Origin of the sequence: Aequorivita soesokkakensis, from assembly GCF_001641085.1 — a bacterium.
Lineage (GTDB): Bacteria > Bacteroidota > Bacteroidia > Flavobacteriales > Flavobacteriaceae > Aequorivita > Aequorivita soesokkakensis.
Map to the genome: position 1 here is coordinate 181421 of NZ_LXIE01000001.1, position 25165 is coordinate 206585.

The 25165-nt window shown below is 37.7% G+C and carries 25 protein-coding genes, 1 other RNA gene and 1 pseudogene; 16 read left to right on the forward strand and 11 right to left on the reverse strand.

Features of this window, described 5'->3' with window-relative positions:
• The first annotated feature begins 39 nt into the window (after window positions 1–39).
• Complete coding sequence (locus A7A78_RS00880; RefSeq protein ID WP_068760306.1) at window positions 40–405, forward strand: hypothetical protein; 366 nt, start codon at window positions 40–42, stop codon at window positions 403–405.
• Window position 406: 1 nt separating this feature from the next.
• On the opposite strand, the gene A7A78_RS00885 is transcribed toward A7A78_RS00880, so the two are convergent.
• Window positions 407–1132 (reverse strand): SDR family oxidoreductase, encoded by a 726-nt coding sequence (locus tag A7A78_RS00885; RefSeq protein WP_068760307.1) that lies wholly within the window; start codon window positions 1130–1132, stop codon window positions 407–409.
• A 70-nt stretch (window positions 1133–1202) separates the two neighbouring features.
• On the opposite strand from A7A78_RS00885, the gene A7A78_RS00890 reads away from it, so the two are divergent.
• Entirely contained in the window at window positions 1203–1817 is a 615-nt protein-coding gene (locus tag A7A78_RS00890) for a M15 family metallopeptidase (protein ID WP_068760308.1), read from the forward strand.
• Window position 1818: 1 nt separating this feature from the next.
• Here the strand turns inward: A7A78_RS00890 and A7A78_RS00895 are convergent, their stop codons facing one another.
• Entirely contained in the window at window positions 1819–2745 is a 927-nt protein-coding gene (locus tag A7A78_RS00895) for a mechanosensitive ion channel family protein (protein ID WP_068760309.1), read from the reverse strand.
• 111 nt (window positions 2746–2856) lie between these two features.
• Here A7A78_RS00895 and A7A78_RS00900 point away from each other — a divergent pair, with 111 nt between their 5' ends.
• Together A7A78_RS00900 and A7A78_RS00905 are read left to right on the forward strand one after the other, a co-directional pair.
• Complete coding sequence (locus A7A78_RS00900) at window positions 2857–3135, forward strand: DUF3817 domain-containing protein (RefSeq protein ID WP_068760886.1); 279 nt, start codon at window positions 2857–2859, stop codon at window positions 3133–3135.
• A complete protein-coding gene (locus A7A78_RS00905) occupies window positions 3135–4397 on the forward strand; it encodes a mechanosensitive ion channel family protein (protein ID WP_068760311.1) in 1263 nt (420 codons plus the stop codon). Before A7A78_RS00900 ends, A7A78_RS00905 begins: the two co-directional genes overlap by 1 nt.
• 2 nt (window positions 4398–4399) lie before the next feature.
• On the opposite strand, the gene A7A78_RS00910 is transcribed toward A7A78_RS00905, so the two are convergent.
• Together A7A78_RS00910 and A7A78_RS00915 are read right to left on the reverse strand one after the other, a co-directional pair.
• The gene (locus A7A78_RS00910) at window positions 4400–4789 is read right to left on the reverse strand and encodes an acyl-CoA thioesterase (RefSeq protein ID WP_068760312.1); all 390 of its coding nucleotides are present in this window, start codon (window positions 4787–4789) and stop codon (window positions 4400–4402) included.
• Entirely contained in the window at window positions 4790–5677 is an 888-nt protein-coding gene (locus tag A7A78_RS00915) for a DUF72 domain-containing protein (protein WP_068760314.1), read from the reverse strand. It abuts the gene before it with no gap.
• 205 nt (window positions 5678–5882) lie between these two features.
• Between A7A78_RS00915 and A7A78_RS00920 the strand changes: the two genes are divergently transcribed.
• From A7A78_RS00920 to A7A78_RS00950, 7 genes are all read left to right on the forward strand, one after another.
• Window positions 5883–6641 carry a LolA-like protein gene (locus tag A7A78_RS00920; protein WP_068760317.1) on the forward strand — a complete coding sequence of 253 codons (759 nt, stop codon included), beginning with the start codon at window positions 5883–5885 and terminating at the stop codon, window positions 6639–6641.
• 95 nt (window positions 6642–6736) lie between these two features.
• Window positions 6737–9829, forward strand: coding sequence for a WD40/YVTN/BNR-like repeat-containing protein (locus tag A7A78_RS00925; protein ID WP_068760319.1), 3093 nt, complete (start codon window positions 6737–6739; stop codon window positions 9827–9829).
• A 143-nt stretch (window positions 9830–9972) separates the two neighbouring features.
• Entirely contained in the window at window positions 9973–11055 is a 1083-nt protein-coding gene (gene gcvT / locus A7A78_RS00930; RefSeq protein ID WP_068760320.1) for a glycine cleavage system aminomethyltransferase GcvT, read from the forward strand.
• Window positions 11055–11969: a glutaminase gene (locus A7A78_RS00935; protein WP_068760322.1), complete on the forward strand. Its 915-nt coding sequence runs from the start codon at window positions 11055–11057 to the stop codon at window positions 11967–11969. The genes gcvT and A7A78_RS00935 overlap by 1 nt, the downstream gene beginning before the upstream one ends.
• Window positions 11970–11989: 20 nt before the next feature.
• A complete protein-coding gene (locus A7A78_RS00940) occupies window positions 11990–12847 on the forward strand; it encodes a sugar nucleotide-binding protein (protein WP_068760324.1) in 858 nt (285 codons plus the stop codon).
• Window positions 12848–12858: 11 nt separating this feature from the next.
• Window positions 12859–13140 (forward strand): 4a-hydroxytetrahydrobiopterin dehydratase, encoded by a 282-nt coding sequence (locus A7A78_RS00945; protein ID WP_068760326.1) that lies wholly within the window; start codon window positions 12859–12861, stop codon window positions 13138–13140.
• Window positions 13141–13341: 201 nt separating this feature from the next.
• On the forward strand, window positions 13342–14064 hold the full coding sequence (locus tag A7A78_RS00950) for a YebC/PmpR family DNA-binding transcriptional regulator (protein ID WP_068760328.1): 723 nt from the start codon (window positions 13342–13344) through the stop codon (window positions 14062–14064).
• Window positions 14065–14124: 60 nt separating this feature from the next.
• Here A7A78_RS00950 and A7A78_RS00955 read toward each other — a convergent pair whose 3' ends face one another.
• The 6 genes and pseudogenes from A7A78_RS00955 to A7A78_RS00975 all read right to left on the reverse strand — a co-directional run bounded on the left by A7A78_RS00955 (window position 14125) and on the right by A7A78_RS00975 (window position 19732).
• Window positions 14125–15156, reverse strand: a complete 1032-nt coding sequence (locus tag A7A78_RS00955; RefSeq protein WP_068760330.1) for a hypothetical protein — start codon at window positions 15154–15156, stop codon at window positions 14125–14127.
• Window positions 15157–15301: 145 nt separating this feature from the next.
• Window positions 15302–15838, reverse strand: coding sequence for a 1-acyl-sn-glycerol-3-phosphate acyltransferase (locus A7A78_RS00960; RefSeq protein ID WP_068760332.1), 537 nt, complete (start codon window positions 15836–15838; stop codon window positions 15302–15304).
• Window positions 15839–15856: 18 nt separating this feature from the next.
• Window positions 15857–16915 (reverse strand): iron-containing alcohol dehydrogenase family protein, encoded by a 1059-nt coding sequence (locus A7A78_RS15250; protein ID WP_068760887.1) that lies wholly within the window; start codon window positions 16913–16915, stop codon window positions 15857–15859.
• 45 nt (window positions 16916–16960) lie between these two features.
• A pseudogene (kdsB, locus tag A7A78_RS15255) lies at window positions 16961–17671 on the reverse strand (3-deoxy-manno-octulosonate cytidylyltransferase); the annotation flags it as partial.
• A gap of 51 nt (window positions 17672–17722) precedes the next feature.
• Window positions 17723–18301, reverse strand: coding sequence for a DUF4126 domain-containing protein (locus A7A78_RS00970; protein WP_068760334.1), 579 nt, complete (start codon window positions 18299–18301; stop codon window positions 17723–17725).
• Between the two features lie 6 nt (window positions 18302–18307).
• Complete coding sequence (locus tag A7A78_RS00975; RefSeq protein WP_068760336.1) at window positions 18308–19732, reverse strand: ATP-dependent DNA helicase; 1425 nt, start codon at window positions 19730–19732, stop codon at window positions 18308–18310.
• Window positions 19733–19859: 127 nt separating this feature from the next.
• On the opposite strand from A7A78_RS00975, the gene A7A78_RS00980 reads away from it, so the two are divergent.
• Genes A7A78_RS00980 through A7A78_RS00990 form a run of 3 tightly spaced genes read left to right on the forward strand, consistent with a single transcriptional unit; the run spans window position 19860 to window position 21855 of the window.
• Window positions 19860–20522 carry a hypothetical protein gene (locus tag A7A78_RS00980; RefSeq protein ID WP_068760338.1) on the forward strand — a complete coding sequence of 221 codons (663 nt, stop codon included), beginning with the start codon at window positions 19860–19862 and terminating at the stop codon, window positions 20520–20522.
• A gap of 43 nt (window positions 20523–20565) precedes the next feature.
• A complete protein-coding gene (locus A7A78_RS00985; protein WP_242649237.1) occupies window positions 20566–21321 on the forward strand; it encodes a DUF3822 family protein in 756 nt (251 codons plus the stop codon).
• Entirely contained in the window at window positions 21322–21855 is a 534-nt protein-coding gene (locus A7A78_RS00990; RefSeq protein WP_068760342.1) for an RsmD family RNA methyltransferase, read from the forward strand.
• Between the two features lie 392 nt (window positions 21856–22247).
• On the opposite strand, the gene rnpB is transcribed toward A7A78_RS00990, so the two are convergent.
• An RNA gene (gene rnpB, locus A7A78_RS00995) (RNase P RNA component class A) lies at window positions 22248–22578 on the reverse strand.
• Window positions 22579–22669: 91 nt separating this feature from the next.
• Here rnpB and A7A78_RS01000 point away from each other — a divergent pair.
• A complete protein-coding gene (locus A7A78_RS01000) occupies window positions 22670–24487 on the forward strand; it encodes a DNA polymerase III subunit gamma/tau (protein ID WP_068760344.1) in 1818 nt (605 codons plus the stop codon).
• Window positions 24488–24574: 87 nt separating this feature from the next.
• Window positions 24575–25156 carry a MiaE family protein gene (locus A7A78_RS01005; protein ID WP_068760345.1) on the forward strand — a complete coding sequence of 194 codons (582 nt, stop codon included), beginning with the start codon at window positions 24575–24577 and terminating at the stop codon, window positions 25154–25156.
• Window positions 25157–25165 lie beyond the last annotated feature (9 nt).

Sequence of the window (25165 nt, forward strand, 5' to 3'; positions counted from 1 at the left end):
AAGATATATCTTTAATCAAATTAATGGATAATAGAGAAGATGGAAAAAAAATTACTTTCTGATTTTTGTGAACTATATCTTTATGAAACCTATTCCCTACTTCGTGTCTTTGAAAATCAGCATATAGACCTAAAAAAAAATGATTGGATTAGGGCGAATTACAGAGCACATTTTGGCAAGAAACCATTTGTTGTAATTGCTGATAGAAGATACCAACATACCATCGATCTGGACATTTATAAAAATGGAAAGATGAGGAACAAAAAGGGAATGGCCATTGTTTCCACTTTGGAAGCAGAAAGGGAAAGAGCTCTTGTGGAACAAAAACTGTTTCCCCATAGTTTTGCCTTTTTTAACAATCTGGAAAACGCTCGCGCGTGGGCCCAATCATTTTCTTTCAAATAGACTATTTTGAAGGTGGCATTGTAGGCCGAACCTCAATCTTACTTGGCAATGTGCGCGGATTCATTTTCAATAAATCCACAACCAACTTCCCAATATCTTCCTTTTGTATTTTCCAAGCATCTTTGGCATCCGGCTCATTTCCGTTGAAATGTGTGGAAACCGAACCCGGCATAATAGTAGAAACTTTAACGCCGTGATCGCGTAAATCAAGCATCGCGGCTTGTGTGAAACCCGTTAAGCCAAATTTGCTGGCGTTGTATGCACTTCCACCTTTAAAAAAATTTGTCCCCGCCAAACTGGAAATACTTATAAAATAACCTTTGTTTTTTTTCAATTGGTCCACGCTCGCCTTCAACGAATAGAAAGGTCCCGAAAGATTGGTATCAATAGTTTCCTTCCATTCTTCAATAGTAATATCTTCCACCGAATTAAAATGGCCCAAACCGGCATTTGCAATTACAATATCAATGCCTCCAAATTTTTCAATCGCAGCTTCAACTGCATTTTGTTGGCTTTTATAATCACGGACATCAGCCTCCAAGCCTATAGCCTGTGCTCTATCATTTCCTTTGGAATTTAAATCTTTGGCGGCCTTTTCTGCCGTTTCCTTTGTTCTTCCGGTTATTGCCACGTTAATGCCTTCTTTCAGCAAAGCTTCCGCAATTCCGTAACCTATTCCTTTTGTACCGCCTGTAATGAGTGCGGATTTTTTTCCTAAATCATTCATAGTTTTTCGTTTTTCCCAAAGTTACAAATAGCGAAAGCGAATGTTATTAAATTCTGCTTAAATTTGAAAAATGAAATTGTTTTCGATTCTCCTTTTCACTTTTTTATTCTTTAGTTTTTCTTCCGAAGAAAAATCGCAGGACCCACTTGTAAATCTTGAAACACTTTCAACAGAATTCATTTATGAAATCCGTTACGCCACGCCAAATAATTTTATAGGTGAAACACTTTACGATTGTCCAAAATGTTTGCTACAACCCGATGTTGCGGAAGCACTTTTAAAAGCCAATCAGTATTTTTGCGAAAAAGGGTATCGAATAAAAATTTACGATTGTTATAGGCCGCTGGACGTGCAGAAAAAAATGTGGGCTAAAGTTCCTCGGGCAACTTATGTGGGCAATCCTTACGGTAACGGTTCCATTCACAACAAAGGTGCAGCGGTAGATATAACTTTGGAGACCTTGGACGGCTGTTATGTTGAAATGGGAAGCGATTATGATTACTTCGGGCGGGAAGCGCATATTGACAACTATAACTTTTCAAAGGAAATTTTAGCCAATCGCAAGCTACTTTTTGAAGGGATGCGAAAATTCGGCTTCAATACAATACGTACGGAATGGTGGCATTTCAGCTTCCGAAAAAACTGGAACTACAAAACCTTGAACGTTCCCCTGCCCTGCGATTAGATCAATCTTCCTTTTCGGGAAGTTCACTTTGAACTTCTTTACTCATCTTAAAAGGAATTTCAGGTGTATTTTTATAAAGTTTCAATTCAACAACATCTGATGGCAGATTGAAATCATTTGCAGCCAATGCTTCTTTTACTTCTTTGATTATCAAACCACGCAATACTCGCGAAGCCCTTCTATAATCAACTGTATCAACCCAAAAGAAAACTTTTAAATTAACGGTACTTGCGGCAAGTTCGTCTTCAATAACAAAATTTTCGTGAAACTCGTCCCTAATAATCTCTGCATTGCGGTCCAATATTTCCTGTATCACTTTTTTTGCAGCTTCAATGTCATCTTCATACCCAATGCCCACGGTAAAATCTACTCTGTAAAACCCATCGGCGGTGTAATTTTCTACCGGTTTTGTGAGCACATCGCTATTTGGAATATAGATATCGCGACCATCAAATGTTTTTATGTGGGAATACCGAAAACTCAAAGCTTTCACCTTTCCGAAGATATCATCTACCTTAATGGTGTCGTTAATATTAAAGGGTCTGTTGAAAGCGAGAATAACTCCTGCAAGAAAGTTTTTCCCAATATCCTGAAAAGCAAATCCCAAAATTATTGCGCCACCACCAACTGCAGTTAAAAGTCCTGTGGCAATTCCATCCAATCCAGCAATTCGCAGTGCGAGCATAATGGCAATAATAATAAGCACGATCTTTACAGCTTGCGCCAAAAAACGGGACATTAGAGGATCTTCAGATTTTTTCTGAAACTGTCTTTTGTAAAAATTGGTAAGCAATTGCGCCAAAAGAACACCCAAAATTATTACTAAAATAGCCAAGGCTATTCGAGGCAAAACCTTTAAAAATTCTTCGTAATAAGTTTCCAAGGAATTTTGAATTGTTTCCGTTGGCGATTGTATAAGTGCAAGCATATATTTTTCTTTTAAAGATAATCATTCTTCACAAAACAATTCTGCGTTTAAATTAATCTTAAAATTTAGCAGGACATCCTGCAACATGTATCTTTGCAAAAAAATAAAACAGTGGAACTTTCAGTAAAAACCTTTAGATTGATAAGCACGTTGGAGGCTATTTCTTTTCTCGTACTTTTAGGAATTGCAATGCCGCTTAAATATATCTGGCACATGCCCGAAATGGTTCGCATAGTAGGTATGGCACACGGCGTGCTGTTTGTGCTTTATGTTGGCGGCGCCATTTATATGTTCAAAAAGCTGAAGTGGTCAATAACCGATTTATTTATCGTTATTATGTGCTCCGTGCTGCCCTTTGGTCCTTTTTATGTGGAACGTAAATATCTATAATGAATAAAGAAACGCTTCAGCATTACAGTTGTTTGCTTCAGGAATATCTTGTTAGCGAGGGAATGACCTTGCAATGGGCTATTTTTCTGAATGTGGTTGTAAACTGCATTATTGCTTTTATTGGCGTTTTTATTCTGGATGTGGTTTTTAGAAAATTTATAATTGAAGCTTTTAAAGCTTTCAGTAACAAAACCAAAACCACTTTCGACGATTATTTGGTGAAAAGTAATTTTCCTAAATTCGTTGCCCATATTTTGCCCTTGGTCATTTTATGGAACATAATTCCAATAATTTTTATTGAATCTCCTTTTATGACAGAGCTTTTGCTGATTGTGGCGAAAGTTTTTTCCGTAATACTTTTTATCTATATTTTCAGAAGTATTCTGCGCAGCACCCGAAAATTTCTTGAAGAAAGCGAGCGCTTTAAGGACAAGCCACTGGAAAGCTATGTGCAGGTAATGATGATTTTTGCTTGGGGAGTGGGCATTTTTTGGATTATCCAACTTCTAACAGGGTTTTCGCTTGTTAGCCTTACCACACTTGGTGCGGCTTCGGCTGTTCTTCTTCTAATTTTTAAGGATACTATTCTCGGTTTTGTGGCGAGTATCCAAGTTTCAGTGAACGATATTGTTCGCATTGGCGATTGGATTACGTTCAGCAAATTTGGCGCAGATGGTTATGTAACTGAAATAAATCTTGCAACGGTTCGCGTGCAGAATTTTGACAATACATTTACAACAATTCCAACCTATAGCTTGATTGCAGATTCCTTCCAAAACTGGCGCGGAATGCAGGAAAGCGACGGAAGAAGAATAAAACGCGCTATTTTTATAAAACAATCTTCCATCCGTTTTCTTTCCGAGGAAGATATTGAAGGATTAAAGAAAATTCAGTTAATCAAACCTTATTTGGAGCATCGTCAAAAAGACGTTGACAAATTCAACCGAAAAAACGAAATTGATAAGGAATTGTTGATAAACGGCAGAAACCAAACAAATCTGGGTGTTTTCCGTTATTACGCAGATGCGCTTTTAAATGAAAACTCAGCCATCAATAAAGATCTGTTTTTAATGGTTCGACATTTGGCGCCTACTGATAAAGGAATTCCAATAGAAATATTCTGCTACAGCCGCGACAAAAGTTGGGTGAATTACGAACACATTCAAGCAGATATTTTTGACCATCTACTGGCCGCTGTCCCCTATTTCGATTTGGAGATTTTTGAATTGCCAACGGGAAAAGATCTTCAAGCCTTGGCTTAAAATTATTTAGCCAATCGATCCTTTACGTATTCTGTTTCAGTCTTTCCGTGCGGAAAAGGGTTTCCGTCTTCGTCCAAACTTACCATCGTAATTCTATCAATACTGATAATAACTTCGCGTGTCATTTTGTTACGCACTTCGCAAGCGAGGGTCAATGAAGTTCTTCCAAATTTTGTTACTTCTAAGCCTATTTCAATAATATCGCCCTTTTTCGCGGAGCTTCTGAAATTTATTTCACTCATAAATTTCGTGACCGTGCGCGGGTTTTCAAGCTGGATTATTGCATAAAGTGCCGCTTCCTCATCAATCCATTCCAAAAGTCTTCCGCCGAAAAGCGTTCCGTTGGGGTTTAAATCTTCTGGTTTAATCCATTTTCTTGTATGAAAGTTCATTTAAAATAAAGTATCTGGGTTATCCATTTGGGGTATGTGAAGATCCGTTCCAAAACGTTCATTCGCTTTTTTAATAAAATGTGCCGAAAGCAATGGCGAAGCTTTTTCAAGATTTTGGTGAACAAAGAAATAAATATTCTGCAAACCTTGATCAATCCAAGTTTCCAAACGGTCTATCCAATCATCGAGACGCGTATAATCGCTTTTGTGGTTTGCGCCGTTATAACGAATGAAAGCAGTGGGCGTCGTTAGCCGCATATGAAGCAAATCGCGCCTTCCGGCGGAATCTACAATGGCGTTTGTAATGTTGTAATTCTCAAGAATTTTATACAATTCATTAGCAACTTCTTCATTGTTGAACCAATCGGTATGCCGAAATTCAATAGCTGGTTTTATATCCTTCGGAAGCATTTTAAAGAATGGCTCCAATCTGTCTATATTTTTAGGACCGAAATTATCTGGCAGTTGCACAAAGGGCATTTCCAGTTTTTCCTTCAAATTTGAGGAATTCAGAATATATTCGTTGAGGTTATCTTCACAATTTTGAAGTCTTCCCCAATGTGATATTCCTTGAAAAAACTTCGGAAAAAACCTGAAATCGGGCGGCGTCTTTTCATACCATCCCGCAAATGTATCTGCCGGAAAAATTCTGTAAAAAGTCGCGTTCAGTTCAATGCTATTAAACTGGGTTGAATAATAAGCAAGTTCGTCTTTTGTGCCTCGTGGATAAAACCCTTTTAAATCGGCTTTGTTCCATTTTGCACAGCCCACGTACAGATTAGGTTTTTTGGCTTTCTTCTGTTTTGAAAGAATTTCCTGCGTTCCTGGATGATCTGGAGGAAGCGTAAAATCTATATTGCCGGGATCTTCAACTTTTCCGAATTTCATGTTTTATGATCTTTTTAAGTAAAGATACTTTTAAAAAATTCACCTTCAAAAAATAATCCTTTGTAACTTTTAATTATGCTGTTAGTCTTATATTTACTAAAATTTAAAAAATGTTTTATGAAATGCCCAAATATAAAATTTCAAACAAAATGAAGAAGGAAACGGGGCATTCCAACTTCCATTAAAAAACAAATATTCTATACAGATGAAAATTTTAAAAACACTTACCATCGCTTTTTTATTGACTGCAATTGTGCCCGTATCTGCACAAACGGCAGATGAAATTATTAACAATTACCTAGAAAACACGGGCGGTAAAGCTGCTTGGGAAAAACTGCAAAGTGTAAAAATGACCGCCACAGCAAACGCTCAAGGAATGGAAATTCCCGTGGAAGTATATCAAACCAAAGATGGTAAACAACTAATAAAAATTAATTTCCAAGGACAAGATATTACTCAACTTGCTTTTGATGGAGAAACTATGTGGAGCACGAATTTTATGACGATGGCTCCTGAAAAGAGCGATGCCGAGGCTACTGAAAATATGAAGAAACAAATGAAGGATTTCCCTACTCCTTTTATGAATTACAAAGAAAAAGGGTTTACTGTTGAAATGATGGGTAAAGAAACTAAAGAAGGGACTGAAACCTATAAAATAAAACTAACCCAAGAGCCTATTATGGTTGATGGTGTGGAAGAACCCAACGTTTCCTATTATTATTTTGACACTGAAAACTATGTGCCAATTGTTACTGAAAGTGAAATAAAAAGTGGGCCAATGAAAGGACAGATGAACGTTAGCACGATGAGTGACTATCAAGAAGTTAATGGTCTTTATTTTCCTTTTGCCCTTTCAATGGGAGGTCAGGGAATTCAACTAAAGGAAGTGATTCTAAATCCTGAAATGGATGAGGCAATGTTTGCTTTTCCTGCTGTAGCAAGTGATACAGAAAAGAAAGAATAACAATATTAATTTTGAAAAAATCCCTGCTCGGTCGGGGATTTTTTTTTCAATAAAATTTCTTACCGTTCAAACAGAATAACCAAAAACCAACTAAAATGAAAACGTCCATTTTTACATTTTTCGCAATCATTTTATCATTAAACTTTGTTCAAGCCCAGGAAACTTCTTTAAAAGGAAAAGAACTTTTCGGCAACATGAAAGCCCGCCACATAGGGCCAGCCCTTATGAGTGGGCGTGTAAATGATATTGAAAACCATCCCACAAATGCACGCATAATTTATATGGGCGCTGCAGGCGGTGGTGTATGGAAATCTGGAGATGGCGGCGCAACCTTCGCCCCTATTTTTGATGAGCACGCGCAATCTATTGGTGTTGTAAAACTGGATCCAAAAAATCCAGATGAAGTTATTTGGGTTGGAACGGGCGAAACTTGGACGCGGAATTCGGTTTCCGTTGGAAATGGTTTATATAAAAGTACAGACGGAGGAAACAACTGGAAGGAAATTCCAGGTTTTGAAAACTCAGAACGCATTTCTTCCATCGTTATTAATCCAAACAATTCAGACGAAGTTTATGTAGGTGTTTTGGGCGCTCTTTGGAGCGATAGTGAAGATCGGGGTATTTATAAAACTACCGATGGTGGAAAAACTTGGAATAAAGTTCTTTATACAGGTCCATCGACTGGTGTTTCTGATATTTTGATAGACCCAAAAAACCCAAATATATTACTGGCTTCAATGTGGGAATTTAGAAGAACTGCTTGGGGCTTTAATTCCGGAGGAGAAAATAGCGCAATCTATAAATCAATAGATGGCGGGAAAACTTGGAACAAATTAACAAAAGATCTTCCCACGGGAAAGTTGGGAAGAATCGGGATTGCAATGGCGCCAAGCGATAGCAAAATAATTTACGCAGTAATTGAAACTGGGCAGAAAGAAACAAATGGCCTTTGGAAATCAAGCGATGGAGGAGATTCTTGGGAACATTTAAACAGTGATTTCGGTTTAACTGTCCGCCCATTTTACTTTTCAAGAATAACCGTAGATCCAAAAAACCCAGACATTATTGCCAAAGGCGGACTTAGTGGTTCAATAAGCCGAGATGGTGGAAAAACCTTTAAAAATCTTGGGAATATGCATAGCGATATTCACGACATTGTTTTCGACATAAATAATAGCGACATTATATATTCAGGAACAGATGGAGGCGTTTACCGTTCATGGAATGGAGGCTCCACTTTTGAAATTGTGGAAAACCTTCCGCTTTCACAATTCTATCAAATAAGTACCGATGACGCTGAACCATATAATGTTTACGGCGGGTTGCAAGACAATGGATGCTGGTACGGCCCATCCTCAGCTCCGGGCGGCGTTACTGCCCGTGAATGGAACAGCATTGGCGGTGGAGATGGTTTTCGAGTTTTAAAACATCCCACAAAAAATATTATCTATTCTGAAATGCAAGGCGCCGCAAATGTTTGGCGTTATGATGTTGACAGAAACAGAACGACTACCGTACAACCACAACCTAAAAAAGGCGACCCAGAATTACGATTCAACTGGAATGCGCCAATGGCAGTGAGCAATTTTGTTCCTGATAGATTTTATATGGGAAGTCAATTTGTGCACCGCTCGGATGACATGGGTGATAGTTGGACAATCATTTCACCAGATTTAACCACAAATGATAAAGCGAAACAAGACCAAGCCAACTCCGGCGGGCTTTCAGTTGACAATAGTGGCGCGGAAAAATACACTACAATTTTCACTATTGCCGAATCGCCTTTGGATGAAAATATCATTTGGGTCGGTACGGATGACGGAAACGTGCAACTTACAACCGACGGCGGAAAAACTTGGACCAACCTTACCCAAAATCTTGTTGGCATTCCAAAAAATACTTGGGTTTATCACATTGAAGCAAGTGTTCACGGAAAAGGCACAGCCTATGCGGTTTTTGAAGGCCACAGTTCGGGTGATATGAAACCATACGCTTTAAAAACGACAGATTACGGAAAAACTTGGAAGTCAATTATTTCAGATGATATTGATTCAAAGGCTTTCGTCAGAAATATTCAGGAAGATTATGTGAATGAAGATTTGCTTTTCCTTGGCACGGAATTCGGGCTTTACATCACTATTGACGGCGGAAAAAACTGGTCGCAATTCACCAACAATATGCCTCCCGTTGCAGTTCATTTTATTGATCTTCAAAAACGCACGAACGACTTAGTAATGGGAACTCACGGACGTGGTGTTATTATTATTGATGATATAAGCCCTTTGCGGGAACTTACACCGGAAGTAATGAATAAAGAAGTTCACTTCTTCGAAACAAAACCTTTCACTATGACCGAAGCGAGTGATTTCAGTGGAAGTTTTGGAGCCGAAACGCAATTTGTTGGAGAAAATAAAAACACCGATGCCCGAATTGTTTATTATTTAAAAAAGCGGCATACCTTCGGAAAAATGGAAATGGAAATCCAAGATATGAACGGAAACAGAATAACAACAATCGCTCCCGGAAAATCTAAGGGAATTAATATAGTTTCTTGGAATTTTACTGGAACAAATCCAAAAGTAGCACAAGCCAAAACCCTTGCCTACGGTGGTTTTGCATCGCCCAGAGTTCCTGCAGGAAAGTATAAGATTTTGATGACAAAAGGGAACGAAACCTACACGCACGAGATTGAAGTGAAGTATGATGACAAATCCGTAACAACACTGGAACAGCGAAAAGAGCAAGAAGCCCTCACCAAAAAACTCTACAATATGGTTGAGGATTTGGCATATATGGTTTACGAAATAACCGAAACCCAAGTAAAAGCTTCAGAAGTAATCGCCAACAATCCAAAAGGAAAAAAAGATGCGCAGAAATTATTTGACGCTTTGGAAAATCTTCTCAAAGATTTGGTAATCACAACGGGTGATAATTACGTAGCATCCGCAGATCCAGAATTGCGTGAGAAAATGGCAGATCTTTATAGCAATGTTGCAACAAATTTCAACAAGGTTTCTGGCGCTTCACAAGCAAATTATGAATTGATCGCAGATGATTTTTCAAAGGAAAAGAAACGCTATGAAGAAATAATGGCGAAAGAAGGGGTGAAATTCAATTCATTTTTGGAAAAGAACAATATTCAAAAGCCTGAAATTCAAAGCAAAGAAGAATTTTTGAAGAAAGGATAATCTATTGTTCTGCCACGAATACCCGAATGTTTTGATAAAACTTTGTGTATTCGTAGTTTTTCTTTTCTATTCATTCAAAAATAAACTCTTTAAACACTCGTTCACTTTTTCTATTATAATACTTTTGTAAAAAATTTTATTAGATGAAAAACACAGCACTTTCACACATACACGAACAATTGGGCGCTAAAATGGTGCCGTTTGCAGGATACAATATGCCAGTTTCATACGAAGGCGTAAATGCTGAACACGAAACCGTTCGCAAAGCAGTTGGCGTTTTTGATGTTTCCCATATGGGCGAATTCTTGATTACAGGTCCAAAAGCATTGGATTTGATTCAAAAAGTATGTAGTAACGACGTTTCAAAACTTGTGGATGGGCAAGCGCAGTACAATTGCTTACCAAACGAAACAGGCGGAATTGTGGACGATTTGATAGTTTACAAACTAAAAGATGAAGAATACTTATTGGTTGTAAATGCTTCAAACATTGATAAAGATTGGGATTGGATTTCAAAAAATAATTCCGCTGGCGCGACTATGCGCAATCTTTCCGAAGATTATTCACTATTGGCTATTCAAGGGCCAAAAGCGATTGAAGCTATGCAATCATTGACTTCGGAAGATTTGAGTGCTATAAAATTCTATCATTTTAAAATAGCCGATTTTGCCGGAATTGAACACGTAATTATCAGCGCGACTGGTTACACAGGTAGCGGTGGTTTTGAGATTTATTGTAAAAACTCTGAAGTTGAGCAAGTTTGGAATAAAGTTTTTGAAGCTGGAAAAAATTTCGGCATTAAACCAATTGGATTAGCTGCACGCGATACACTTCGCCTTGAAATGGGCTTCTGTCTTTACGGAAACGATATAAACGACAATACTTCGCCTTTGGAAGCTGGATTGGGTTGGATTACCAAATTCACAAAGGATTTTACAAATTCAGAGAGTTTGAAAAAACAAAAAGAAGAAGGTGTAAAAAGAAAATTGATCGGTTTTGAATTGACCGAACGGGGCATTCCACGCCACGACTACGAAATTGTTGATAAAGACGGAAAAAACATCGGAATTGTTACCAGCGGAACAATGGCGCCATCTTTAAACAAAGGCATCGGCATGGGTTATGTAACCGTTGAAAATAGCGCTCCGGACACTGAAATTTTTATTCAAATTAGAAACAAACCCGTTGCAGCAACAGTGGTGAAAACTCCATTTTATAAAGGTTAATGCAGGATTACCAAGCAATTTTAGAAGAAATTCACGAGTCGCTCAGAAAATTTGAAAACACTGGGGAAGTTGCAAGTTATATCCCAGAATTAGCAGATATTCCAAAAGATAAATTTGGAATCCATTTGCAACTGATTACTGGTGAAAATTACTCGGTTGGGGATGCTGCCGAAAAATTTTCAATCCAAAGTATTTCAAAAGTACTTTCACTTGCCAAAGCTTTTCAATTGGTTGGAAACGACCTCTTGGAGCGAGTTGACGTGGAACCTTCTGGAAACCCTTTTAACCATCTTTCGCTTTTGGAACTTGAAAATGGCATTCCGAGAAATCCGTTGATTAATTCGGGAGCAATTGTTGTTGCGGATGTTTTGCTTTCACATTTAAAAAATCCGAAAGAAGATTTTTTAAATTTCGTTCGGGAATTGGCGCACGATAAAACCATTTCGTATAACGCTAAAATAGCCGAATCTGAGAGGATTACGGGTTTTAATAATTACGCTGCCGCCAATCTATTAAAGGCTTACGGCAATCTTCACAATAAAGTTGAAGACGTTTTGGATTTTTACTTCCACCAATGTTCAATAATGATGGATTGCAGACAACTTACCAATGCTTTTTTCGTTTTCGCTAACAAAGGTAAGTGTTTGAAAAATATTCAACATTTAACTTCCAGCCAAGTAAAGCGAATTAACGCAATAATGCTCACTTGCGGCTTTTATGACGAAGCCGGTGAGTTTGCTTTTGAAGTAGGTTTACCCGGAAAGAGCGGCGTTGGCGGTGGAATTGTAGCGTTATTGCCACATTGCTTCACCATTGCAACTTGGGCGCCTGCGCTGAATCCGAAAGGAAATTCCTATTTGGGAATGCAGGCTTTGGAGCAATTCACAACTAAAACGAAATTGTCGATTTTTTAAAAAGTTTGAAGAGGATTTTAATGCGAAAGAAATTAGAAAAGCAACGAATTTTGATTTTGGGCGGCAGTGGCTTCGTTGGCAATGCGCTCTATAAAGAGCTTCTCTCCTACTTTGAGGTTCATTGCACCTATTGTCAACAACACGGCGCATTTTCTGAAAACCAGATTTTCAATAAATTCTGTGTTGAAGAGGATTCAATGTTTTTATTGCTAAATGAAATACAGCCGACGATTATAATTTCGGCTATAAGCGGAGATTTTAAATGTCAGCTTGAAGCACATCAACAAATTGTAAATTACGCGTTGATTAATGACTATTGCATGGTTTTGTATCTTTCTTCTTCAGAAGTTTTTGATGGAAAATTTAGGCATCCGTCCTATGAAAATGATTTAACACTTTCGGAAACTGCGTTGGGGAAATTCAAGATTTCAGTTGAAAAATTATTATTGGAAACAATTCCGCAACAAGCCACGATCTTAAGGTTGCCAATGGTTTTGGGAATAAATTCCCCAGAAATTATACATTTACGACAATGCATTCGCCACAATGCGAATTTTGAGGTTTTTCCAAATATGATAATTACCGCAACCACAATTAACAAAGTCTGCCAACAAATTCATTATATAATTAACCAATCGCTTCGTGGAATTTTTCATTTGGCGAGTAACGATATGGTGCATCACGAAGACCTTTTTCGGGAAATCACTTCAAAAATGGGGGATAAAATGCCTATCTTTAAAAGTGTTTTTAGCAGTAATGAGGAAAAATACAATGCAATTCTTCCGAAGGAAAATAAACTTCCCAATTCACAGCAAATTACTGTTTCACAGGTTATTGAAGAATGTAGCCTAAACGAAGAAATTATGTCAATTAAATAAAAAAAGATACTATGAAAGCTTTATCAGAAAAACAGATTAATGAAAAATTAAAGGAATTTGAAGGTTGGGATTATCACGAAGGCGCCCTGCATACCATTTTTGAATTTGAGGATTTTAAGGAAGCATTTTCAGCAATGACAAGAATTGCTTTTGAAGCCGAAAAAATGCAGCACCACCCTGAATGGAGCAACGTTTATAATTCTTTGGAAATATATTTATCAACTCACGATGCAGACGGTGTTACGGAAAAGGATTTTGAGTTGGCAAAGATTATTGATGATCTTATTGGTTAGAAATTCCAAAACACAAACACTAAATAACAAATAAATTCCAAAAATCAATTGCCAAGCGCCAAAACGTTTGAATTTTGTGGTTTGATATTTATTTGGAATTTGGTTTTTTGTTATTTGGAATTTGTCTCAGAGATATGGTTTTTTTTATATTTGAGCCATTCTTTAAAGAATAAATAATAACAATAGAAATAGATAATATTTATGGGAAGAGCTTTTGAATTTAGAAAAGCAAGAAAAATGAAGCGTTGGTCTGCAATGTCCAAAGCTTTTACGCGTATTGGGAAAGACATCGTTATGGCAGTGAAAGAAGGCGGCCCAGATCCGGATGCCAATTCTAGACTGCGTGCGGTAATTCAAAACGCAAAGGCGGTGAATATGCCCAAAGAAAACGTAGAACGCGCCATAAAACGTGCAAGCGACAAAAGTTTGGGCGATTTCAAGGAAGTTCTTTTTGAAGGCTATGCGCCACACGGAATTGCTATTTTGATTGAAACTGCTACCGACAACAATACCAGAACAGTTGCAAATATTCGCAGTTATTTTAACAAATGTGATGGAAGTATGGGTACTTCAGGCTCTGTTTCTTTCATGTTTGACCATACTTGTAATTTCAGGATAAACCCAGAAGGTTTGGATATTGAAGAACTGGAATTGGAATTGATAGATCACGGCGTTGACGAGATTTTTGAGGATGAGGATGGAATAATGATCTACGCCCCTTTTGAAAGCTTCGGCTCCATCCAATCTTATTTGGAAGAAAACAAAATTGAAATACTTTCATCCGGTTTTGAGCGTATTCCCCAGGTAACAAAAAAACTTTCTGAAGAGCAAGCTGCAGATGTAGAAAAACTTTTGGAAAAAATTGAAGAGGATGATGACGTTCAGAACGTATATCATACTATGGAGGAGTCTTCGGAAGAATAAAAAAATACAAAATAAAAAGCCACCCAAAAGGTGGCTTTTTAATTATAGCTTCATTGTTTTTTATCGGTCAATAAAATATAAAGACGACGCGCCCGCAAACGGGGAGCTTAATGTTGGTGTTAAATTACCCCCAGCACCAATTTCACTGAAGAATAAAATTTTACCTCCATCATTAGCCCGTTCAGCAATAAATACTGTTTGGCTTGTACTTTCATACTCTACTGAAACTGGATTTCCAAGTTGTGTGAATGATCCTGAAACCCTTATTTGGTTTCCGGCGAAAGTTAAGGTTCCTCCATCGGGAGTTGCATCAAATTTTGTTACAAAACCATTAATGAAGTTAAACCCTCCATCGCTTTCATTTGCAGCATCGCCGATGTCAGTAAGAATTACAAATCCACCATCTTCGGCAATTCCATGGGTGCGTGTAATTCCTTCAATAGTAATTCGTTTATCTGGTGTTGCTGTAACATCAGTGGTATAAGTTGAAATGAAATTTTTCAATACGGCAACATCCGCAGTCTTATCAACTACTGTGTAAAGGTCGTTTCCAATTAATTGGATTCCCCAAACGGCATAATTAACAGTTACAATATTACGAAGGGTGTATCCACTTGCATCGCGTACAAAAACAAAAAACCTACCATCATCTGTATTTGGATCACCATCCGCATCTGCATTGTCAGAAACTATATAAACATTATCCTTAACAGCAATATCTCTAGGGCTTTCCAAAACACCATTGCTTGATAGAAATAAGTTTAGCGTTCCTCCATTTGCAATATTTTCTACATTTGAATAAGTATTGATAACAGATTGTGCTCTTGAGTTCACTACAAGTTCATCTGCATCTTCATCATAATAAATCCCTTCATTATCATTAGATCCCGATGAAACTGAATTTAGCAGAACACCATCCGGAGTGAAATTGTAAATACCAATATTATTGCTTGTATTGCTTGTAGCATAAACAGTTGCTAGAATTGTTGGTGGCAAATTTCCGCCACCTCCACCTGGGTCATCATCATTGCTGCAAGAGAAAAAAGTAAGGGTTAAAGCAAAGAGTGGAAGTAAAAATTTTATTTTTTTCATATCATTTTAAATTTTTATACATAGTTAATAATAAGATTTTGAATTTATAAAAATATGCTAAATGCTTAACTAACTTTTAACAAGACACTATTGATTATCAATAACTTAGTTAATTTTTACTGACTCTGTTATAACATTTTTTTAATTAGGAATATTCCTTTTTCTTCCCAATAATACCTTTGTAAAATGAGCGCAGTTTAATAGTATCTGCATCAATATTTCCCGTTGGATAAAAAGGTTTATTTATTATCACCTTTTTTGTTAGATAATCAAAAGCCACACAAATAATAGGGACATTTGCAGCTAAAGCCATATAATAATATCCGGTTTTCCAGATTGTTACTTTTTTTCGAGTACCCTCAGGAGCCATTGCGAGGCGAAATTCATCTTTTTCCTTAAAAATTTGAGCGATAGCTTCTACCTTATTTTGTCCAGAAGTCCTGTCTAATGGCGCTCCCCCCATCCATCTAAAATACCAACCAAACGGCCATTGAAACAATTCCTTTTTAGCTATATAATTAATTTCGACGCCAGATAATTTTCTTGTAAATGCTCCAATATAGAAATCATGCCAACTGGTATGCGGAACAACAATAACCACAGCCTTTTTTATTGCCGGATCAAATGAGCCTTCCAGTTTCCAGCCCATCAACTTTTCAAATACAAATTTTGTGATTCCCATAAAAGGCAGCTCTCGAACTTACATTTTAAGGTAAAGTTCTTTCAATTTTGTAGGTGTAATAATAGTTTCCCAATTACTGCCCAAAGCGTTTTCCCAAAGCGGAACCATACCCATTGCAACGGTAATCATAGTATCCATCTGTGCTTCTGAAAGGTTTTTACAAATTCCCTGTGGAATTTCCACATTGTGTTTTTCAACCATTTCTTTGAAAAGCGCCACATCTTTTGGATAAAATTCTCCCAAATGTTGAAAAACAATGCAATTACCTACCCCGTGTTTTGTTCCTAGCACGTAGCCCAGTCCATAGCTCATTGCATGTGCAACACCCACTTGTGAATAGGCAATACTCATACCACCATGCCAGGAAGCCATCATTAATTTGGCTCGCGATTCTTCTTCTGAAAGAGTGTCGCCCAAGAATATTTCCATACAAAGATCATAGGCTTTTTCGCCATAACTTTGGCTAAATGCATTCAAAAATGTGCCATTTAGCGATTCAACACAATGAATAAAACAATCCATTCCTGTATAAAACCATTGGTTTTTTGGAACACCCTTAGTCAGCGCTGGGTCAAGAATTACTTGATCAAAAGGCGTGAAATCACTATTGATCCCCAATTTACGCACAGGCCCTGTTAAAACAGTTGTTCGGGAAACTTCAGCGCCAGTTCCAGAAATTGTTGGCACGCCCACATGATAAACGGCTTTTTGTTTCACCAAATCCCAGCCTTGATAATCGGCTGCACTTCCTTTGTTTATAAGCATAATTGAAACTGCCTTTGCCAAATCCATCACTGTACCGCCGCCAATGCCTATAATTCCGGATGGCGTGTGAATGAATTCTGCTTTAATATCATTGACCAAATTATCTACTTGTGAGGTTTTCGGTTCTTCTTCTGCAGAAACAAAAATTAATTTATCATTGAAGCGAAGTTGTATGCGGTCCAAAAACTCTTTATTCTCTTTAAAAACGTCATCCACTAAAAATATAAACGGTGCTTTTTCCTGTTTTTGTGAAGAGAGAATAGACGAAAGTTGGTCAAAACAGCCTTCCCCAAAAACCACTTTGGGCACCATTGGGAAATTCCTGAATTTATTATTGACGGTATCTGGCTTACTATCTTTTAAAATTTTATTCGCTTTTACAAGGTCTTCCGGCGTGTCAATTTCAACCCCTGTAGTATTTGAAACGGCCATTTTTATATTTTTCCCGTATTCCAAATAGCGGATGCATTCTATTTTTTCCACAGCCTCCAAAGATCGCATCGGCAAACGGTAAAAATCCATAATTGCTTGCTTTCTGAAGGCGTAGATACCTTTATGCTTGTAATATTGAATATCCACATTTTTATCACGTGGATATGGAATGGGCGAACGTGAAAAATAAAGTGCAAAATTATTTTTGTCAACAATTACTTTCACGCAATTTGGGTCGCTAATCTCCTTCCAATCGTGGATTTCAGTCATTAAAGATGCCAGATCTATTTTATCGGCATCCGGCTCGTTGAATACTGCAAGCACTTTTTCCAGCCCTTCCCTACTTGTAAAAGGTTCGTCTCCCTGCACATTTACCACTATATCCACGTCCATGTTTTCAACGGCCTCAGCTATACGATCACTGCCGCAGTCGTGTTCTTTTTGGCTCATAATGGCTTTTCCTCCGTTAGTTTCAATTTCATTAAAAATTACATCACTATCAGTCACCACATAAACTTCATCAAAAAGATTTGTTGCTTTTGCGGCTTCGTAAGTTCTTACTATCACGGGTTTTCCGCCCAAATCCTGCATTAATTTTCCTGGAAATCTAGAGGCGCCGTATCGCGCGGGAATCATTGCTATTATTTTCAAGACTGAGTTTTTAAAATGATTTCAAAAATAAGAAGATTAAGTTCTTGGCAATCGTTTTTTTCGAAGCTTTTTATAAAACCTAAAAATTACAAAAAACAAAAATATAACTAAGATGAATGCTATAATGGGAATAAAAATAGAGGCGATTGCCATAACGATGGAAGTACCAGTTTCCACAGTACTTAATACAGGATTTGCAACGCCGCCCGTGGTTGTACTAGAAGTAAGCCTAGCTGCGGCTGCATTTCCTTTTATTGCAGCTGCGGTACCTCCACCAGCGATTATGGCTAAGGCCCAAGTAACTGTGGGATTTAAATCCGTAACTGTTGCTACCATAACGGCCGTTCCTGCAAGGGTAGCTAAGGGCAAAGCTATTGTATCCAGCAAATTATCCAACCAAGGAATATAATACCCAAAAATTTCTATCAAAGTAGCAACTCCCATTGTGATTACCGCAGTAAGGCTTCCCACCCAATGCCAGCTTTCATTTAGAGGAATAATATCATAATATCCCGCCAAGCTTAAAACTAACAAAGGCAAAAAAACACGGAAACCAACAGCAGCCGCTAAACCGATGCCCAAAAAGATACTGATTGTTATTTCAAAAGTTTCCATTAACTACTAAGCTACAAAAAAATCATCCTTAAACCCTATTAAATACAATTTTTCACGGGCGCGCGTAACGGCGGTATAAAGCCAGCGAAGATATTCTCTGTCTATTCCATTTGGAAGATAGGGTTGTTCAACAAACACAGTGTTCCACTGCCCTCCCTGTGATTTATGGCAGGTAATGGCATAGCTGAACTTAACTTGAAGCGCGTTGAAATATTTATTGTTTTTAACAGCCAGAAATTTCTTGTATTTTGATTTTTCATTGGCGTAATCCTTCATCACTTCTTGATACAGTTTGTTTGATTCATCATAAGTGAGCGATGGGCTTTCAGAAGTAAGTGTATCTAAAAGAAGTACTGTCTCCAAAGGTTTCATATTAGGATAATCCACCATCCTTATTTTCACTTCAGCAAAACGAAAACCGTACAATTCCTTAAAAGCGAAAATTTCCAAAACCTCTACAATATCACCATTGGCTATAAACCCAGCTTCACTGGCATTGTCCACCCAAAAATAATTGTTCTTCACCACCATTAAATAATCGCCCGCAGAAAGTTCCGATTCCTGGAAAAGAATACGTTCACGGATGCTTTGATTATAAAGGTTTGCGCGTTTATTGGAGCGAACAATTATAACAGTGTCCTCATTTCCCAAAGTTGAATAGCTATCATTAATGGCATCCATGATTTCCTGTCCGTCAGTTGGACGAATGATGTCTGGAAAATCAATTCCTGAAAATTTAAACGCTTCATAAAGTTCATCATCCAAACGCTCACGGATTTTTGTTGCGTTCTCTAAAATACCGCTGTCTTTTTGCTGCCGTACTACTTCATCCAATTCAAGAAGAATTACTTCACGGTTGTATTGGTTTTCCAAAACCCTGGCGTCCAATGCTGGGCTTATGGAAAGATGCACAGGTGGTAATTGCGCAGAATCGCCAATCAACAAAAGTTTACAATTGTTTCCGCTGTAAACATATTGCATCAAATCATCAAGCAATGAACCGTTTTCAAAAAGTTTTGAATCTTGATTTATATCTGGAATCATGGAAGCTTCATCCACAATAAAAATAGTATCACGGTGTTTATTTTCCTGTAAAGTGAAGGAAATGGAACCTCCCTTTCCACTTTTTGGAAAATATATTTTTTTATGAATTGTAAAAGCTTGCTTGTTTGAATAATTACTGATAACCTTCGCAGCCCTTCCCGTTGGGGCAAGTAGCACAGATTTCTTTTTTGCTTTCGCTAAATTTTTCACTAAAGAACCTACAATAGTTGTTTTCCCGGTTCCAGCATATCCTTTCAATAAAAAGGTTTCATTTTTGTTCGTGCCCAGCACAAATTTCGCTAATAATTGAAGTGCAATATCCTGCTTGGTAGTTGTGTTATGTGGAAAATCATTTTTTAAAAAACTGTAAAATTCTGATACATTCATCATTTGCTGCTGTCAATGAGGGTTTAAAGATAGGTATGATTTTTTCGCAATATACTTTTGTGAACAAAAAAAAATTGTAGATTTGCGATAGACCTTTTAGTAAATCAACACTTAAATAATATCAATAATGAAATTAGTAATTCAGATTGTTCTTTGGATTGTCATCATCTTTTTGGGCTGGAAACTATATAACTCCGTAATGGGCCCCGTAGAATTCAATAAAGTTAAAGAAGCGCGATATGCCAAAGTAATTGCGAATTTAAAAGATATTCAGGCGGCAGAATTGGCGCATAAAGAAATTACAGGAAGCTTTACTGGCGATTGGGACAGTTTGGTTCGTTTCATTGATACCGCAAAGTTTGCTATCACACAAAGACGCGATACCAGTTATGCCGATGTTGCAAAAAACAAAGCCTTCGGTATCAATGAAGGTTACTTTATAGAAGAATCACTTATAGATACTTTGAGCTTTACAGCTGTAAAAGATTCACTTTATGGAAATTCAGACAGGTACAAAACTATGATGAACATTCCCGTGGAAGGTGTAAATGCTAAGTTTGATCTTAAAGCTGGTAAAATTGTGAAGAACGATGCTACCTACTCTGTTTTTGAAGTGAAAGTTGCAAAAGATGTAATTTTAAGTGATCTTAACAAAGATCTTTTAGCTCAGGAAAAACAGGTTCAATCTGTTGCTGGTGTTAATGGTCCTTATATTAGTGTAGGTTCTTTGGAAGATATAAACACTACTGGAAACTGGCCAAAAATTTACGATTCTGCAAAAGACAAATAACATAGAAAATATTTTACAAAACAGACTGTCCGTTCAAGTTTCTTTGAACGGGCTTTCTTTTTTGGTGACAAACCCTGAAGAAAAAGAAGTTGTTTTTTTTATTGAAAAAACCCTCGACCATAGCACTACGCCAGAGGAATTGTTGATGGATATAGAATCCATTATGTTCAAAAACGACATTCTTAACACAAACTTTTCTGAAGTATCCGTCATTTATTCAACGCCCGTTTACAGCCTTGTTCCTGCCCAGCTCTTTGATGAGGCAAAAGCCAGTGAATATTTAAAATTCAATTCTAAAATTCTGGCAAATGATTATATGGCGCATGATGTTTTGGAAGATATAAACATCGTGGTGGTGTACGTTCCTTTTATGAACATAAACAATTTCTTCTTTGAAAAATATGGATCGTTCAATTATTACCATTCCACAACGGTACTTCTGAAAACCATTCTCGAAAAGGAAAAATATTCGCTGCCAAAAATGTATTTGCACTTTCAGAAAAACACTTTTGATTGTGTGGTTTTGAAGAATGGTGAATTGCAGCTTTGCAATACATACACTTACAAAACCCCGGAAGATTTCATCTACTATACCCTTTTCTGCATGGAACAATTAAATTTGAATCCTGAAAACCTTCCCGTAATACTTTGCGGTGATATTGAAAAAGAAGATGAAAATTATAAAATTGCATACACCTATATTCGAAATATTGAGTTTGCAGACACAAAGCATTTCCAAATAAATATTGATGCCGAAGATAAAGCACACAAGCATTTTATTCTCCAAAACACTATCTAAATGCGTATAATTTCTGGCATATACAAAGGAAGAAGGCTTACCGCTCCTAAAAACCTACCCGTGCGGCCAACGACCGATTTTGCGAAAGAAGCTCTTTTCAACATTCTGCGCGTTCGGTATTATTTTGAGGAAATTGTGGTTTTAGATCTTTTCAGTGGCACCGGAAACATCAGTTTTGAATTTGCTTCGCGCGGAGTTCCAAATATAACCTCAGTAGATGCCCATCACGGTTGTGTTCAGTATATCAATAAAATTTCTGAAGAATTTGAATTCCCAATCACAACGATAAAATCTGATGTAAAAAAGTATTTGGAAAACACTTCAGCAAAATTCGATGTTATTTTTGCAGACCCACCGTATGACTTTACTTCTGAAGTTCTAAAAGGTTTGACAGAAGAAATTTTCAACAATTCTTTGTTGAATCCCGAGGGATTGCTTATTATTGAGCACGCAAAGCAAAATGATCTTTCCTCACTTCCACATTTTGTAGAAGCTCGCAGATACGGAAGTTCCGTATTTAGTTTTTTTAATTAAACAAAATAAACCTTGTCGTTTACTAACAAAACTATTGATTTAGGTTTCGTTCGCATGGAACTTTCCGAGCATTGTGTTATTGCCACTGTGAAAGAAGGCGTTTTGATTGAATTGGACCATATTGCGGCACTTCACGAGGTTTTTGCAAAATATTATTCCGCTAGAAATTTTGGATATATAGACAACAGAGCGCATCAGTACGCCATAAACCTAAGCCCCGAACTCTACAATTCGCGCTACCCTAAAATGGTTGGTCTTGCCATTGTTTGCTATACAGAAAGTGCAATCAAAAATGCTAATTTTGAAAAATCGTTTTACAATTGGCCGTTTGAAGTTTTCAAAAATCTGGAAGAAGCCCAACAATGGATTGCGGACTTAGTTGCTGAAGAAGAAAAAAAAGCAGGCCTATAAGCCGGGTTCTGTATCCATCAAAAAAGACGAATCCTTATCATTTATCTAGGCGTTAAGTTACCAAAACGCTCAATCTGCCTACCCTCCTGCATCGGGCGGGAACCCTCAAGCACAGGTTTACGTGGCATTTCACCGCATAGAGTTTACCTGGTTTCACTACAGCATTACCTGTACATACTTTCTGCTGCACTTGTCCTATCCTCCTAAGCTTAAGCGAAGGAGGACGACGGCCGTTAGCCGCTATGCTTCCCTATGGTGTCCGGACTTTCCTCTCCCGAATTTAAATTCGGCAGCGATAAGGCGGCCTGCTGTGCAAAAGTACTCCAATGTTAATAAATATGGGAAAATACGAACAGCTATTTTTTTAAAACCCGTTGTACATCTTTATATTTGTTTCCGCACTATGGAACACTTCATTGTATCAGCCCGAAAGTACCGCCCCGCCGTTTTTAAAGACGTTGTTGGGCAACAGGCAATTACCAATACTTTGGAAAACGCCATAGAAAACAACCATCTTGCCCAAGCTTTGCTTTTCACGGGTCCACGTGGCGTTGGAAAAACAACCTGTGCAAGAATTCTTGCCAAAAAAATAAATTCAGACGGGAATGAAAAGGAAGGCGAAGATTTCGCTTTCAACATTTTCGAATTGGATGCCGCATCCAACAATTCCGTTGACGATATTCGCAATTTGATTGATCAGGTTCGAATCCCGCCACAAGTTGGAAAATACAAGGTTTATATTATTGATGAGGTGCATATGCTTTCCTCAGCAGCTTTCAACGCTTTTTTGAAAACATTGGAAGAACCACCAAAACATGCCATTTTTATTTTGGCAACTACCGAAAAGCACAAAATAATTCCAACCATACTTTCGCGTTGTCAAATTTTCGATTTTAGGAGAATTGGCGTTCGCGATATAAAGGAACATTTAGCCGAGGTAGCAAAGGCAGAAAACATTGAAGCCGAAGACGACGCTCTTCACATAATCGCCCAAAAAGCGGACGGCGCTTTACGTGACGCACTTTCTATTTTTGACAGAGTAGTTAGTTTCGCCGGAAAAAACCTTACCCGCGAAGCAGTTACCGAAAACCTGAACGTACTTGATTACACTTGGTATTTCCAGATTTCAGATTTGCTTTTGGAAAACAACATCCCGCAGGTTTTGGTTACTTATAACGATATTCTTTCAAAAGGTTTTGACGGCCATCATTTCATTATGGGTCTTGCCTCCCACTTCCGCGATTTGTTGGTTTGTAAAAACCAAGAAACTATAAATCTTTTGGAAGTTGGCGAACAAGTGAAAACAATGTATTTTGAGCAATCGCAAAAAACAAGCACACAATTTTTGATTGATGGAATTGACATTGCAAACACCTGCGACCTAAAATATAAAAACAGCCAAAACCAACGACTTTTGGTCGAACTTTGCTTAATGCAACTTGCTTCCCTAACTTTTCAGGGCGAAAAAAAAAACTCCAATAACGATGGGCGTTTCGTAATACCTCCCTCCTATTTTAAGAGCGAAAAATTTACTTCGGAGAAGATAACTTCTGCTGGAAGCATTGTCCCTAAATCTATAGAAAAGGGTGAAAAGGCTAAGGAACTTTCCGAAGAAATAGAAATTACCAATGTCAGCGAACCTTCGGAAGAACTTTCCAAAGAAAGTATTCCTTCTGAAAATAATAATTCCGAAGAAAATCCAGATGGCAGCGAGCCACAAAAAGTAATTGAACGCCCGCAGATTCTCGCTGAAAGAAACGCCAAAAAAGTTTCCGCACTATCCCTGAAAAGCATTCAAAAAAAGCAGGAAATAAAGCAGGAAATGGTTGCAAACCAACCTGATGCTGAAAATCTTCCTTCAAATGAATTTTCAGAAGAAGAAATGCAGGCAGCTTGGACGGAATACACCACAAGCGTTGAAAGCGACGGAAAATACAATCTGCTTTCACATTTAACAATGGGCGTTCCAAAATTGGATGGCTCCATCATTCATCTTGAATTTCCAAACCAAACCATTAAAACTGAAGTAGAACGTGCCAAGTATGAATTGCTTGGGTTTTTACGTGAAAAGCTTCAGAATTACGATATAGATTTAGACATCACCGTAAACGAGACCGTCGAAAAGCGCTACGCTTACACTACGCGTGAAAAGTTTGAAAAAATGAAGGAAATGAATCCGATGATTGAAAAATTGCGGAAGGAATTTGATTTGGATATTTAATTACATAATCGTTTCGGGCTTGCGCAACGACCGAATTCTTTTAAAGAAAAACTTGAAACCTGAAACCTTGAACTTGAAACAATTTTTATGCTTGGTTTAAAACTTCCCACAGACCCGCGCTGGGTAAACATAGTTGAAAAAAACATAGAAGACATTCTTACCGATCACGCTTGGTGTGAGCAAAAAGCAGCTTCCACTGCAGTCTCTTTGATTGTAAGCTTCCCTGAATATACAGATTTGATACAGGAAATGATTGCTTTGGTAAAGGAAGAAATAAGCCATTTTAAAATGGTGCACGACAAAATTCTTGAAAACGGTTGGGTTTTGGGTCGCGACCGAAAAGATGAATATGTAATGCAGATTATTCAATTTTTTCCAAAAGGTGGAAGCCGAACCACGCAATTAGTTCACAGATTACTTTATGCAGCTCTGATTGAAGCACGAAGCTGCGAGCGATTCAGACTTTTAAGCGAAGAACTTGAAGACAAAGAATTGGCAGAATTCTACCGAAAACTGATGGTTAGCGAAGCAAACCATTACACAATGTTTCTCGGTTTTGCGCGACAATATGGCGATAGAAAAGAAGTTGACCAAAAATGGAACGACTTACTTGTTTTTGAAGCTGAAGTAATGAAAGATCTCAGTAAACACCAATCTATTCACGGATAACATTTAAAT

Coding starts and splice junctions, on each gene's coding strand:
- A7A78_RS00980 (WP_068760338.1), top strand. CDS start 19,860: ATGAAATTAGTAATTCAGATTGTTCTTTGGATTGTCATCATCTTTTTG.
- gcvT (WP_068760320.1), top strand. CDS start 9,973: ATGAAAAACACAGCACTTTCACACATACACGAACAATTGGGCGCTAAA.
- A7A78_RS00950 (WP_068760328.1), top strand. CDS start 13,342: ATGGGAAGAGCTTTTGAATTTAGAAAAGCAAGAAAAATGAAGCGTTGG.
- A7A78_RS00935 (WP_068760322.1), top strand. CDS start 11,055: ATGCAGGATTACCAAGCAATTTTAGAAGAAATTCACGAGTCGCTCAGA.
- A7A78_RS00975 (WP_068760336.1), bottom strand. CDS start 19,732: ATGAATGTATCAGAATTTTACAGTTTTTTAAAAAATGATTTTCCACAT.
- A7A78_RS00910 (WP_068760312.1), bottom strand. CDS start 4,789: ATGAACTTTCATACAAGAAAATGGATTAAACCAGAAGATTTAAACCCC.
- A7A78_RS01000 (WP_068760344.1), top strand. CDS start 22,670: ATGGAACACTTCATTGTATCAGCCCGAAAGTACCGCCCCGCCGTTTTT.
- A7A78_RS00925 (WP_068760319.1), top strand. CDS start 6,737: ATGAAAACGTCCATTTTTACATTTTTCGCAATCATTTTATCATTAAAC.
- A7A78_RS01005 (WP_068760345.1), top strand. CDS start 24,575: ATGCTTGGTTTAAAACTTCCCACAGACCCGCGCTGGGTAAACATAGTT.
- A7A78_RS00895 (WP_068760309.1), bottom strand. CDS start 2,745: ATGCTTGCACTTATACAATCGCCAACGGAAACAATTCAAAATTCCTTG.
- A7A78_RS00990 (WP_068760342.1), top strand. CDS start 21,322: ATGCGTATAATTTCTGGCATATACAAAGGAAGAAGGCTTACCGCTCCT.
- A7A78_RS00940 (WP_068760324.1), top strand. CDS start 11,990: ATGCGAAAGAAATTAGAAAAGCAACGAATTTTGATTTTGGGCGGCAGT.
- A7A78_RS15250 (WP_068760887.1), bottom strand. CDS start 16,915: ATGGTGCCCAAAGTGGTTTTTGGGGAAGGCTGTTTTGACCAACTTTCG.
- A7A78_RS00970 (WP_068760334.1), bottom strand. CDS start 18,301: ATGGAAACTTTTGAAATAACAATCAGTATCTTTTTGGGCATCGGTTTA.
- A7A78_RS00890 (WP_068760308.1), top strand. CDS start 1,203: ATGAAATTGTTTTCGATTCTCCTTTTCACTTTTTTATTCTTTAGTTTT.
- A7A78_RS00885 (WP_068760307.1), bottom strand. CDS start 1,132: ATGAATGATTTAGGAAAAAAATCCGCACTCATTACAGGCGGTACAAAA.
- A7A78_RS00945 (WP_068760326.1), top strand. CDS start 12,859: ATGAAAGCTTTATCAGAAAAACAGATTAATGAAAAATTAAAGGAATTT.
- A7A78_RS00960 (WP_068760332.1), bottom strand. CDS start 15,838: ATGGGAATCACAAAATTTGTATTTGAAAAGTTGATGGGCTGGAAACTG.
- A7A78_RS00955 (WP_068760330.1), bottom strand. CDS start 15,156: ATGAAAAAAATAAAATTTTTACTTCCACTCTTTGCTTTAACCCTTACT.
- A7A78_RS00920 (WP_068760317.1), top strand. CDS start 5,883: ATGAAAATTTTAAAAACACTTACCATCGCTTTTTTATTGACTGCAATT.
- A7A78_RS00915 (WP_068760314.1), bottom strand. CDS start 5,677: ATGAAATTCGGAAAAGTTGAAGATCCCGGCAATATAGATTTTACGCTT.
- A7A78_RS00905 (WP_068760311.1), top strand. CDS start 3,135: ATGAATAAAGAAACGCTTCAGCATTACAGTTGTTTGCTTCAGGAATAT.
- A7A78_RS00880 (WP_068760306.1), top strand. CDS start 40: ATGGAAAAAAAATTACTTTCTGATTTTTGTGAACTATATCTTTATGAA.